Origin of the sequence: Winogradskyella sp. MH6 (assembly GCF_022810765.1) — a bacterium.
GTDB lineage: Bacteria > Bacteroidota > Bacteroidia > Flavobacteriales > Flavobacteriaceae > Winogradskyella.
The window spans coordinates 1,638,393-1,650,648 of sequence record NZ_CP094494.1 but is presented as its reverse complement, the minus strand read 5'-3'; the positions used below and the strand labels follow the sequence as shown (position 1 = coordinate 1,650,648).

At 34.0% G+C, this 12,256-nt stretch carries 12 protein-coding genes; 4 read left to right on the top strand and 8 right to left on the bottom strand.

The genetic code is table 11. The features are described 5' to 3' along the window. Positions 1-5: 5 nt before the first annotated feature. The 5 genes from MST30_RS07425 to trmB all read right to left on the bottom strand — a co-directional run bounded on the left by MST30_RS07425 (position 6) and on the right by trmB (position 3,217). Entirely contained in the window at positions 6-245 is a 240-nt protein-coding gene (locus MST30_RS07425; protein WP_243473753.1) for a NifU family protein, read from the bottom strand. A gap of 3 nt (positions 246-248) precedes the next feature. Further along, the gene (locus MST30_RS07420) at positions 249-1,385 is read right to left on the bottom strand and encodes an Mrp/NBP35 family ATP-binding protein (RefSeq protein WP_243473752.1); all 1,137 of its coding nucleotides are present in this window, start codon (positions 1,383-1,385) and stop codon (positions 249-251) included. A gap of 192 nt (positions 1,386-1,577) precedes the next feature. Continuing rightward, positions 1,578-1,907, bottom strand: a complete 330-nt coding sequence (locus MST30_RS07415) for an MGMT family protein (protein WP_243473751.1) — start codon at positions 1,905-1,907, stop codon at positions 1,578-1,580. Further along, positions 1,907-2,539, bottom strand: coding sequence for a LysE family transporter (locus MST30_RS07410; protein WP_243473750.1), 633 nt, complete (start codon positions 2,537-2,539; stop codon positions 1,907-1,909). The genes MST30_RS07415 and MST30_RS07410 overlap by 1 nt, the downstream gene beginning before the upstream one ends. Positions 2,540-2,542: 3 nt before the next feature. Beyond that, a complete protein-coding gene (trmB, locus tag MST30_RS07405) occupies positions 2,543-3,217 on the bottom strand; it encodes a tRNA (guanosine(46)-N7)-methyltransferase TrmB (RefSeq protein ID WP_243473749.1) in 675 nt (224 codons plus the stop codon). A gap of 65 nt (positions 3,218-3,282) precedes the next feature. Here trmB and MST30_RS07400 point away from each other — a divergent pair, with 65 nt between their 5' ends. Then, on the top strand, positions 3,283-4,326 hold the full coding sequence (locus MST30_RS07400; RefSeq protein ID WP_346346985.1) for a glycosyltransferase: 1,044 nt from the start codon (positions 3,283-3,285) through the stop codon (positions 4,324-4,326). On the opposite strand, the gene MST30_RS07395 is transcribed toward MST30_RS07400, so the two are convergent. Continuing rightward, positions 4,309-5,352, bottom strand: a complete 1,044-nt coding sequence (locus tag MST30_RS07395; RefSeq protein ID WP_243473747.1) for a sensor histidine kinase — start codon at positions 5,350-5,352, stop codon at positions 4,309-4,311. The genes MST30_RS07400 and MST30_RS07395 overlap by 18 nt on opposite strands. After that, positions 5,352-6,035, bottom strand: coding sequence for a response regulator transcription factor (locus tag MST30_RS07390; RefSeq protein WP_243473746.1), 684 nt, complete (start codon positions 6,033-6,035; stop codon positions 5,352-5,354). The genes MST30_RS07395 and MST30_RS07390 overlap by 1 nt, the downstream gene beginning before the upstream one ends. 230 nt (positions 6,036-6,265) lie before the next feature. On the opposite strand from MST30_RS07390, the gene MST30_RS07385 reads away from it, so the two are divergent. Together MST30_RS07385 and MST30_RS07380 are read left to right on the top strand one after the other, a co-directional pair. Further along, positions 6,266-8,698 (top strand): T9SS type A sorting domain-containing protein, encoded by a 2,433-nt coding sequence (locus tag MST30_RS07385; RefSeq protein ID WP_243473745.1) that lies wholly within the window; start codon positions 6,266-6,268, stop codon positions 8,696-8,698. A gap of 72 nt (positions 8,699-8,770) precedes the next feature. Then, positions 8,771-9,751 (top strand): LuxE/PaaK family acyltransferase, encoded by a 981-nt coding sequence (locus MST30_RS07380; protein ID WP_243473744.1) that lies wholly within the window; start codon positions 8,771-8,773, stop codon positions 9,749-9,751. 105 nt (positions 9,752-9,856) lie between these two features. Here the strand turns inward: MST30_RS07380 and tyrS are convergent, their stop codons facing one another. Next, positions 9,857-11,149: a tyrosine--tRNA ligase gene (gene tyrS / locus MST30_RS07375; protein ID WP_243473743.1), complete on the bottom strand. Its 1,293-nt coding sequence runs from the start codon at positions 11,147-11,149 to the stop codon at positions 9,857-9,859. An 83-nt stretch (positions 11,150-11,232) separates the two neighbouring features. Between tyrS and MST30_RS07370 the strand changes: the two genes are divergently transcribed. After that, positions 11,233-12,255: an NAD-dependent epimerase/dehydratase family protein gene (locus MST30_RS07370; protein ID WP_243473742.1), complete on the top strand. Its 1,023-nt coding sequence runs from the start codon at positions 11,233-11,235 to the stop codon at positions 12,253-12,255. The last annotated feature ends 1 nt before the right edge of the window (position 12,256 follow it).

The window sequence follows — 12,256 nt, the reverse complement described above, 5'->3', positions numbered from 1 at the left end:
ACTAATTATTCTACATTAATAACGCGTTCTATTTGTGGAGCATATTTTTTTATGGTCATCTCAACACCTGATTTTAAGGTCATTTGATTAACGCTACAAGATGTACAGGCACCTGTTAATTGAACTTTTACCAACTTATCATCATCTATAGATAATAAATTGATATCACCACCATCACTTTGTAGAAAAGGGCGAATTTCATCCAATGCCTTTTCTACATTTAATTTTAGTTCTTCTGAGCTCATCTACTATTTCTTTACTGCAGAACATCCTGCCATTGTTGTTATTTTTATTGCCTCAGTTGCTGGTAGATTTTCGTTTCTATTAACAACTTCTTGCACTACATTTCTTGTTATCTCTTCAAAAGCCTCTTCAATTTGTGTTGCTGTCTGTAGAGCTGCTGGTCTGCCAATATCACCTGCTTCACGAATACTTTGAACCAAAGGCACTTCACCTAAAAACGGAACTTCTAAATCTTCTGCCAAATTCTTAGCTCCTTCTTGTCCAAAAATATAGTATTTATTTTCTGGTAACTCAGCAGGTGTAAAATACGCCATATTCTCTATAATACCCAATACTGGCACATTGATACTGTCTTGCTGAAACATAGCGACACCTTTTTTAGCATCTGCCAGAGCAACATTTTGAGGTGTACTTACCACTACAGACCCTGTAATTGGCATTGCTTGCATAAGACTAAGATGAATATCTCCTGTCCCTGGAGGCAGGTCTAATAACAAGAAGTCTAATTCGCCCCAAGCTGCATCAAATATCATTTGATTTAATGCTTTTGAAGCCATAGGACCTCTCCAAATCACGGCTTGGTCTGGTTTTGTAAAGAATCCTATAGACAATACTTTAACTCCATAATTTTCTATAGGTTTCATTTTAGATTTACCATCTACATTAACTGATAATGGTCTTTCGTTAGCCACGTCGAACATAATTGGGATTGAAGGCCCATAAATATCAGCGTCTAAAATACCCACTTTAAAACCCATTTTAGCTAACGTAACAGCTAAGTTTGCTGTTACTGTAGATTTACCTACACCTCCTTTACCAGAGGCTACTGCCACAATATTTTGAATTCCAGGAATCGGTTTCCCTTTAATTTCATTAACGACTGGTTTAGAAGGAGCCTCAACCTTAACGTTTACTTTTATTTTTGCTTTTTCGTAAACTTTCTTGTGAATTGTTTGTAGAATATCTACTTCTGTTTTCTTCTTCGCTTGAAGACTTGGATTTTTAATCGTTATATCTACTATAACCTCATCAGCAAATGTTACAACGTTAGTTACTGCACCACTATCTACCATATTTTCTCCTTCACCAGGAGCTGTTATGGTTTTTAAGGCTTCTAATATATCTTTCTTATTAAGTTTCACGTTTTTATCTAGATTTAATCTAAATGCAAAGATATACATTAATAAAGGAAGAATAAAGCAAGTCGTTAGAAGTTATTTATGCTTTGATTGATAGAATAAATAGACTGATTTTTACTAAAAACAATCAGATAAGGTATTTTGAAATAGCTAACAAAAACTGTTGTTTGTAAGTTTGGAATAACCAAAAATAAACTACAATTCCTTTGAAGGATCCCAAAACAAAGCTTCAAAATTTTGAATTTGATTATCTACAACCTCAACACCTTCGTTTTCGAGCAATTGTTGCATAAGGTTTGTACCTTCAAAATGATGCTTACCGGTTAATAGTCCTTTTCTATTAACCACGCGATGTGCTGGCACATCTTTCTCGCTTGAATTATTCATAGCATAACCAACAATACGAGCGCTTTTTGTTGCACCTAAATACTTAGCGATTGCGCCATAGCTCGTAACTCTTCCTGATGGAATTAGCCTTGCCACTTCATAAACCTTTTCAAAAAAACCAAGAGTTTCTGGTTTCATTACAACTCTTTTAAGATATTGATTAGCGTAACCAAAGCAACCAATCCTGTAATGATTCCTATACTGTAGTTCATACTTTTTTGAGAAGTAAACTTCTTGTCTTTTATCTTATCAAAAAAGAAAATATAGAAATACAACATTACAAATGTTCCCATAGCAGCGCCTGTTACGTAGGTTACTATGCTTGTTTTTTCAAAATTCATCCAACCAAAAGACGACAAGGTAATTGTCATATAGGCTTGATATGGAATTGGAAACACATTGAGGGCAGACAAAAGCATACCATGAAAAAAGCGGCTTTGCTTACTCATAACATCTGCTTCTTCTACATTGGTTTCTTTCTGATTTCTTGCTATAACCAAAAAGTAAATGGTTATCAGTACAAAAATCACAAAAGCAACACGCTGAAGTATTTCTACAATGTCTGGTCTGTTTGATAAATAACGTGCAAAAATAGCGGCCAAATACGTCTGAATAAATACTACTAAACAAACGCCTGATGAGAAGGTAATACCACGACCTGGACCTTCTTTTAAACTAATTTTAGCGGCTGTCATATTAAGCAAACCTGGTGGAATTACACCTACCAATGCTACAAAAAGTCCGAGAAAGAAAACAACTGTAATGCTCAAATTTTAGTTGATTTTGAATCTAATATACGTAATTGCTTTGTCTTTTTCTAAATACTGATTTTCATAGAAGGTTTGTATTTGGGTAACTTCCTCTGGGCTTCCTTCTAATTTATAGACATTATGGTTGGCATATAACACCTCGTAACCCAAGCCATGCAATAATCCAAGCGTATAACCATGCATAAACTCACTATCGGTTTTAAGATGCATTAATCCTTCTGGCTTTAGAATCTTTTTATAACGCTCTAGAAACTGAAAATTGGTTAATCTATGCTTGGTCCTTTTATACTTTATTTGCGGATCTGGGAATGTAATCCAAATTTCATCGACTTCATTGGCATCAAATACGTACTCTATGAGTTCTATTTGTGTTCTTACAAAGGCTGCATTATCTATGTCTTCTTCAATTGCAGTTTTTGCTCCTCTCCAAAATCTGGCACCTTTTATATCTATTCCTACAAAATTTTTATTTGGGTAGCGCTTCGCCAACCCAACGGTGTATTCACCTTTACCACAACCTAGTTCTAATACTAAAGGATTTTCGTTTTTAAAAACTTTTTCTCTCCATTTGCCTTTTAGACTATAATTACCACTTGTAAGTTCGTCTCTGGTTGGCTGAAACACATTATCAAAGGTTTCGTTTTCTTTAAATCTTTTGAGTTTATTTTTACTTCCCACGTTTTACTGCTTATTAATAATTTGGTAAAATTAAGGAAACATTTTAAGGTTTATCTTTGCTTTTGATGAAAAGGATTTTAGTTGCTCCATTAAATTGGGGTTTAGGACATGCCACACGAAGCATTCCTATTATAAATGCTTTAATAGCAAATAATTTTGAACCTGTCATTGCGAGTGATGGCGAGGCTCTTAAACTATTAAAAAAAGAGTTTCCTCAGCTTCAAGCGCTTGAGCTACCTTCGTACAACATTACATATTCTAAAAAAGCCAATAGTTTTAAACTAAAGCTTATTAAAGATTCCCCAAGTCTATTAAAAACAATAAATAGAGAAAAAAAGGTTACTGAAAGCCTTATAAAGTCTGAAAATATTTCAGGAATTATTTCTGATAATAGATTTGGAGTTAGAGATAAAAACATTCCTTCTGCATTTGTTACGCATCAATTGCGTGTGCTGAGCGGAAGTACAACTTGGTTGAGCTCTAAATTTCATCAAAAAATCATTAATAAATTTGATGAATGTTGGGTACCAGACCATAGAGATGCTAAGAACTTAAGCGGTGATTTAGGGCATATTGAAGGGTATGAATCTTCTATTAAATATTTGGGTCCGCTGAGTAGGTTTGAAAAACAAGATCTGAATAAAAAGTACGACCTTCTAGTTGTTCTATCTGGCCCTGAACCTCAACGTTCATTTTTAGAAGTAAAATTACTTGATGAACTACAATCCTATGATGGTAAAATTTGTTTTGTAAAAGGCCTTATTGAAAACGAACAACGCAAAACACAGATTAACCATATTACAACCTATAACTTTATGGCAAGCAAAGAGCTTGAAAAGGCTCTTAATGAAAGTGATCTTATCTTAAGCAGATCTGGCTATACCTCTATAATGGATTATGCAAAGCTTGAAAAAAAAGCCTTTTTAATACCTACACCAGGACAATTTGAACAAGAATATTTGGCAAAGAAATTTGAGGAAGAACTTGTAGCGCCTAGTTGCAAACAAAAAGACTTTAAAATTGAAATGCTAAATGAGATTGAAAATTATTCAGGATTTGAGGACTTGCAATACGACCTTAACTACAAGAAATTATTCAACCTTTTCTAACGTAAACGAAAACTCACTACCCACACCCAATTCACTTTCTACATACATTTTTTCCTCGTGAGCTTCTATGATATGTTTTACTATAGATAGCCCAAGACCTGAGCCACCTTCTTTTCTTGAGCCACTTTTATCAACTCTGTAGAATCGCTCAAATAAACGAGGCAAGTTCTCCTTTTTTATACCTTCACCATTATCAGTTACTCTTATAATGGCTTTATTCTTTATGAGATTTTCTATACTTACTTCTGTCGTTCCTTTCTCCCTACCATATTTTATAGAATTAACTATCAAATTAGTGAGTACTTGCTGTATTCTTTCAACATCTGCATACACCATAATAGGCTCTGGATATTCCATATCAAAAGTAAGTGTAATTCGCTTTTTTGCAGCCTTCATTTCAAAAAGCTCAAATACATTCTGAACAAGCTTTACAATATCAAACTTCTCTTTGTTTAGACTAAGATCACCTACTTCGAGCTTGGTAATCATGTCTAAATCCTTAATGATATAGGTTAAACGTTCTACACCTTTACTAGCTCTTTGTAGATATTTTTTTCTAATTTTTTCGTCTTCAATTCCACCATCCAAAAGTGTATCTATATATCCTTGAACCGTAAACAAAGGTGTTTTTAGCTCGTGCGAAACATTGCCTATAAATTCCTTTCTGTACTCTTCTCTGACTTTAAGGGTTTCTATTTCTATTTTCTTATCTCTGGCGTATTTATCAATCTCTTTGGTTAATGTACCCATATCTGTTGTTATAGGTTGCTGCCTAAGACTTGTTGACTCTAAAAGCGTTAAATCATCATATATTTTCTTAACTCTTTTATAGATAAAACGTTCAACCCTATATTGGATAATTACAAAACATAATGAAAAGCAAATGAGAGGAAAAAAAACAACCTGCCAATTAAATGTGTGATAGTAATACAAAAAAACACTCACTAGGAGTGTTGTAAAAATTGTAACATACAACGATGTTCTAAAAGCGAACTTATATGTTTTTTTTATGTTTTTTTTCTGCATTAGTCTACAAACTTGTACCCAACGCCTTTTACGGTTTTAAAAGATTTGTCACCTATCTTTTCGCGAAGTTTTCTAATATGTACATCTATCGTTCTCCCTCCAACAACAACTTCATTACCCCAAACTTTGTCTAAAATTTCTTCGCGTTTAAAAACTTTACCAGGCTTAGTTGCCAACAAAGATAATAATTCAAACTCTTTTCTTGGCAGAATAATTTCTTCACCGTTCTTGGTAATTTTATATTCTTCTCTATTAATTACTAAATCACCAATCTTTAGAGATTCGTTTGGATTATCTGTATCCTTTAGTCTTCTTAGTAACGCTTTTACCTTACTAACTAATACCTTTGGCTTTATAGGTTTTGTGATATAGTCATCAGCTCCTGCATCAAAACCTGCAACCTGCGAATAATCTTCACCTCTAGCAGTTAAAAAGGTAATAATGGTATTGTTGAGTTTTGAGTCTTGACGTATACGCTCACAAGCTTCTATACCATCCATCTCGGGCATCATAACATCTAGTATGATTAGATGTGGCTTGTGTTTCTTAGCTTTTTCAATAGCTTCTACACCGTTTTCTCCTGTTATAACTTGATAACCTTCTGCAGATAAGTTATAACCAACTATTTCTAAGATATCTGGCTCGTCATCAACCAATAGTATCTTAATGTCCTTTTTTTTCACTGTTAAGATAATTTTAAGCTTGCGTAAAGATAAAACATATCTCATTAAGTAACCCTTCTATGAAAATTGATAACAATTCTCTAACATTGAAAATCAACACCGTGATTACAAAACAATTACTAAAACCTAGATGTTAACTTATTGTAAAAAAGCATGTTGTTGATAAAAACATCCTCCAAAACTCAGTATTTGTTAGTATATTTACAATCTAATTTTTTTAAAAATCAATTATGAAAAAACTTTACTTTTTATTCTTTACCTTAATTGGGTTGATGTCTTATGCTCAGACACCAATAATTACAGCAATTGTTGATGGCGATTGTTCTGGCGGTAATCCAAAATTACTAGAGATATATGCTAGCGGAACTGTTGACTTTTCTCTTTACAGCTTAGAAAACCAAACTAACGCTAATACAACTTGGGGAAATGCTCAAGATTTGAGTGCATTAGGTACTGTAACAAATAGCTTTGTATATATTACCACATCAGGAAGTGAGACTGCTATAGGTACTGATTTCCCTTCTATCACATTTACAAACCCTAATGTATTAGCTTCTAACACTATGAATGTTAATGGCGATGATCGCGTAAGAATTATATTAACAGCTGACAGTACAGTAATTGACCAATTTGGTGTTGAAGCTACTGATGGTACAGGTACTACATGGGAGTATGCGGATTCTTACGCAAAAAGAAATAACAATACAGGTCCTGATGGCGGTTTTAATGAAGCTAACTGGACATTTGGTGGAGTTTCTTCTCTTGACACATTAGGTGTTTGCCAAAGTGGACTTGATACTTTTGAAACATTAATTGGAGGTATTGGCACTTATACATCTACTGGTGGTTCATGTGGTGTATCATTATCTTCTGCGGTTTACAACTGTATGACAAATACTGCTGGTGATAACAATGATGGTGTTACTATTGACATTCCTTACACTGGATCAGACGCAGGTATTACATCTGTAACTTCAAACACTGCTACCGTAAGTGGTAATAATCCATCTACTACAGCAGATGGTACTATAACACTTTCTGGTTTATCAGAAGGTGATGCTTGGGATGTAACATTAAATGGTGGTGATTGTGATGGTACAACTATTTCTGGAACTGTTCCTGCCGCTCAATGTGACCCAACACCTAACACTTGTTTTGATTTAAGTGCTGGTCCTGATTTATTTGAGTTAGTTACAGTTCAAACAAACTCTGATATGGATGAATGGACAGAAACTAGTGGAACATATTCTATGAATGGTTACTGTGGTGGTGGCTGTACTGAACAAGTTGAGACTTGGTTAATTTTTGGTCCTTTAGATATGACTGGAGTTACAGATTTAGTTCTAGAATTTGATGCTTCTGAAAGTTTTGGTACAACAGATTTAAACATCAACTACACTAGCGCTTATTCTGGATGTCCTTCAGGCACTAGTTGGTCTACTGCTCAAACATTAACTGATGCAGGATTCTACAGTGTAGACATGTCTGCGGCATCAGGCACAGATGTTTACATCGGAATTGAATATAATGATGATGGTGTTGACGGCTATTCTAGCTGGTCAATTTCTAATGTTACATTAGGAGCTTTTGGTTCTTGCCCTACGCTTGGTACTGTAGTTCCTTCTGATTGTGCTGTTTGTGATGTTACATTACAATCTGAATCTTTTGTATGTGCTACAAACACAGCTGGAAACGATAATGATGCTGTAACAATAAATATTCCTTACACAGGTTCTGATGCTACTATTACTTCTGTAACAACAACTTCTGCAGGAACTGTTGGTGGTGATAATCCTGCGTTAACAGCTGATGGAACTATTACAATTACAGGTCTAAGTGAAGGTGATGCTTGGGACTTAACTATCAATGGTGGTGATTGTGATGCAACAACAATTTCAGGAACAGTTGCTTCAGCAGCTTGTGACCCTGTATTTTTACTAATAAATGAAATAAATGCTGATCCTGATTCTACAAATGGTGATGCTAATGGTGATGGCACAGTAAATACCTCTGAAGATGAATTTGTTGAAATTTATAATAGTGGTACTACTAGTATAGATTTATCGGACTATACAATTTCAGATGCAGTGAGCGTTAGACATACATTCCCTAGCGGAACAGTATTAGCTCCTAACAGCTTTATAACTGTATTCGGTGGTGGTACACCAACAGGAATTGATGGCATAGTCCAAACGGCTTCTTCTGGAGGTTTAGGTCTTAACAATGGTGGTGATTCTGTAATCATTGCAAATAATAGTGCTTTGGTTCTTGTACAAGAAGATTATGGTGCAGCAGGAAACAATCAATCAATTGCTCGTAGTCCTGATTTTACAGGTGCATTTGTAGATCACAGTACTATTGTTTCTAATCCAGTTTTATACTCACCTGGTGCAAGAAATGATGGACAACCACTTTCTACTGACAATTTTGAAACAGTTGAATTCTCTATCTACCCTAACCCAACAAATACTGGTAAGGTAACAATTACATCATCTAATAGTGATGTTATGAATGTACAAGTATTTGATATTCTTGGTAAGCAGGTTAAAAATGAAACTTTAACTAATAACACACTTAATGTATCTAACTTAAATACTGGTGTGTATATCTTAAAGATCACTCAAAACAATGCAACAACAACTAAGAAATTAGTTATTAAATAATCATTGTTTTTTACATAAAGAAAGCGCAGCTAAGATTTAGCTGCGCTTTTTTATTTTCAATACTTTTGCAAAATGATTTCAAAAGACGACATTTTTAATATTAAAACCCATGCCGAGTTTGAGGCACTAGCACTTGATGTCTTTAGATTTCAGTTTGAAAACAACCGCGTTTATAGATCTTTTTGCGACTTGCTTTATAAGCATCCATCTGATATAAAATGTCTAACAGAAATTCCTTTTTTACCAATTCAGTTTTTTAAAACACGAGAAGTTTTAAGTTCTCTAAATAAAGTTGAAAAAATCTTTACCAGCTCTGGTACAACAGGAAGTACAACAAGCAAACATTTTGTAACAGACCTAAGCATTTATGAAGAAAGTTACTTAAAAGGCTTTCAACATTTTTATGGTAATATTGAAGATTATGCGGTATTGGCTTTATTGCCTTCTTATTTAGAGCGAGAGGGCTCTTCACTTATTTATATGGTAGATGATTTAATACAAAAATCTGATCATCCTGAAAGTGGGTTTTACCTCAACAATCTTCAAGACCTTACTGAAACTCTAAAAAGCCTTGAAGCTCAAAATCAAAAAACACTTTTAATTGGTGTTTCTTTTGCATTATTAGATTTAGTAGAGCAATTTCAATTTAGCTTAAAACATACCATAGTTATGGAAACTGGTGGCATGAAAGGCAGAAGAAAAGAAATTATACGACAAGAACTTCACGATAGGCTCAAAAAAGGATTTGGTGTTAACCAAATACATAGTGAGTATGGCATGACAGAACTTCTGAGTCAGGCATATTCTAAAGGTAGTGGCATTTTTGAATGTCCTCCTTGGATGAAAATTATTACTAGGGATACAGAAGATGCTTTAACATTATTACAGCAAAACAAGACAGGAGGCATTAATATTATTGACTTAACCAATATGAATTCTTGTGCATTTATTGCCACTCAAGATTTGGGCAAAACTTCTGAAAATGGGCAATTTGAAATTATAGGAAGATTCGACAACTCCGATATTAGAGGTTGTAATTTAATGGCCTTGTAAGGTTTCTGCAACTATTACGACTAAACAATTGCTATCGAAAAGAGAGATTTTCAATAGTTGATTGATTGGTTAGAAGTGCCCAAAAGAAATTTTGGGCACTTTTTGTTATTCAACCTTTATGATATAGGTGTTTTTCTTTCCTTTATTAAGTATAATGTAGGTGTCGTTTATTAAGTCTTCAGAAGACAACTGGTAATCTTCTTTTACTTTTTCTTTGTTAACTGAAATAGAATTTTCTTTTAAAGCGCGTCTTGCTTCACCATTAGAATTCAAGAAATTAGTTTTTGCTGCCAAAGCACCAATCATATCTATACCTTCATTAAACTCTGCTCTTGAAACAAAAGCTTGTGGTACTCCTTCAAAAACATCTAAAAATGTAGCTTCATCTAAAGTTTTAATATCTTCTTTAAATGTCTTACTGAATAGAATATTTGAGGCTTTTGCAGCATTTTCAAAATCCTCTTTAGAATGTACCATAATGGTAATTTCTTCTGCTAATTTCTTTTGTAACGCTCTTAAATGTGGTGCTTCTGCATGTGTTTTTACTAAATCAGAGATTTCTTCTTCTGTTAAAAACGTAAAGATTTTAATATACTTTTCTGCATCATCATCGCTAGAATTTAACCAATATTGGTAAAATTTGTATGGAGACGTTCTTTTAGCATCTAACCAAATATTACCACCTTCGGTTTTACCAAATTTAGTACCATCTGCCTTGGTAATTAACGGACAGGTTAAAGCATAACCTTTACCACCACCAATACGACGAATTAATTCTGTACCTGTGGTAATATTTCCCCATTGATCACTTCCTCCCATTTGTATAGAACAGTTATTTTCTCTATATAAATGCAAAAAGTCATACCCTTGTACTAATTGATATGTAAACTCCGTAAACGACATTCCTTCTTTAGCCTCTGAGCTTAAACGCTTTTTTACAGAATCTTTAGCCATCATGTAGTTAACCGTAATGTGCTTACCTACATCTCGTATAAACTCTAAAAATGAAAACTCTTTCATCCAGTCGTAGTTGTTTACTAAAACGGCTGAATTAGCTTCATCACTATCAAAATCTAAAAATCTTGACAATTGATTTTTTATAGCTTCTTGATTATGGCGTAGTGTTTTTTCGTCTAACAAATTTCGTTCTGCTGATTTTCCTGAAGGATCGCCAATCATTCCTGTTGCACCACCTACCAAAGCATAAGGTTTGTGACCTGCCAACTGAAAATGACGTAACATCATAACACCAACTAAATGACCAATATGCAGAGAATCTGCCGTAGGATCTATACCTACATAAGCACTTTGCATACCTTCTAACAAATGTTCTTCTACTCCTGGCATGCTTTGGTGCAACATACCTCTCCATGTTAATTCTTCAACAAAATTCTTCATTCTTAAACTTGTGTAATTTAATGTTAGCAAAGATATGTTTCCACATTAAAAGACAAAAGACAATTTTAACGTAATTTAGCCTTATGATTTTAGTTACAGGAGGAACAGGATTAGTAGGCTCACATTTACTTTATAAGTTGGTTTCTAACGGAGAAAATGTACGTGCTATTTACAGACGAGAAAAAACCTTGAGACGTGTTACACACGTATTTAGCTATTTTTCTAATAATGCTGAAAACCTTTTTAACAAAATAGATTGGGTAGAAGCAAATCTTAATGATATCCCAAAACTACAAACGGCTTTTGATGGAGTAACTCATGTTTATCATTGTGCTGCTTTTGTCTCTTTTGAACCCGACAAATATCATCTATTGCGTAGAGTTAACATTAAAGGCAGTGCAAATATTGTTAATCTATGTATTAGCCACTCAGTAAAAAAACTATGTTACGTAAGTTCTATAGCTGCTATTGGGCATCATGCAGATTCTTCTAAACTCATTACCGAACAAACTGAATGGAATCCTGAAGATGACAATAGTGTTTATGCTATTACCAAATATGGTGCAGAACTTGAGATTTGGCGTGGCACACAAGAAGGTCTTGATGCTGTTATTGTAAATCCTGGAATCATTCTTGGAGCTGGCTATTGGAAAGGTGGAAGTAGCGGTAATTTATTCAGAAAAATATATGAAGGTATGAAATACTACGTGAATGGAGTTGTTGGATATGTTGATGTATTTGACGTGGTTGATACGATGATTTCTTTGATGAAAAGTAGCATTACAAACGAAAATTACATTCTAGTTTCTGAAAATCTAAGCTTTAAGGACTTTCAAAACAAAGTGGCAAACGCATTAAAAGTAAATCCTCCCAAAAAAGAAGCCAAACCATGGCTTCTTAATATCGCTTGGCGTGCTGATTGGTTGAAGCATAAATTAACAGGTTCTCGAAGAAGTTTTACAAAGCATACAGCAAAATCTGCTACTAGTATTACTATGTACGACAATTCTAAAATAAAAAATGCAATAGACTTTGAGTTTAAACCTATAAATCAATCAATAGATGAAATTTGTGAATTGTATTTAAAAGATTTGAAGCAGAGATAAA

Bases quoted from the DNA above. Each gene is read 5' to 3' on its own strand.
- MST30_RS07425 (WP_243473753.1), bottom strand. From the start codon at position 245: ATGAGCTCAGAAGAACTAAAATTAAATGTAGAAAAGGCATTGGATGAA.
- MST30_RS07415 (WP_243473751.1), bottom strand. From the start codon at position 1,907: ATGAAACCAGAAACTCTTGGTTTTTTTGAAAAGGTTTATGAAGTGGCA.
- MST30_RS07400 (WP_346346985.1), top strand. From the start codon at position 3,283: ATGAAAAGGATTTTAGTTGCTCCATTAAATTGGGGTTTAGGACATGCC.
- MST30_RS07395 (WP_243473747.1), bottom strand. From the start codon at position 5,352: ATGCAGAAAAAAAACATAAAAAAAACATATAAGTTCGCTTTTAGAACA.
- MST30_RS07385 (WP_243473745.1), top strand. From the start codon at position 6,266: ATGAAAAAACTTTACTTTTTATTCTTTACCTTAATTGGGTTGATGTCT.
- MST30_RS07380 (WP_243473744.1), top strand. From the start codon at position 8,771: ATGATTTCAAAAGACGACATTTTTAATATTAAAACCCATGCCGAGTTT.
- tyrS (WP_243473743.1), bottom strand. From the start codon at position 11,149: ATGAAGAATTTTGTTGAAGAATTAACATGGAGAGGTATGTTGCACCAA.
- MST30_RS07370 (WP_243473742.1), top strand. From the start codon at position 11,233: ATGATTTTAGTTACAGGAGGAACAGGATTAGTAGGCTCACATTTACTT.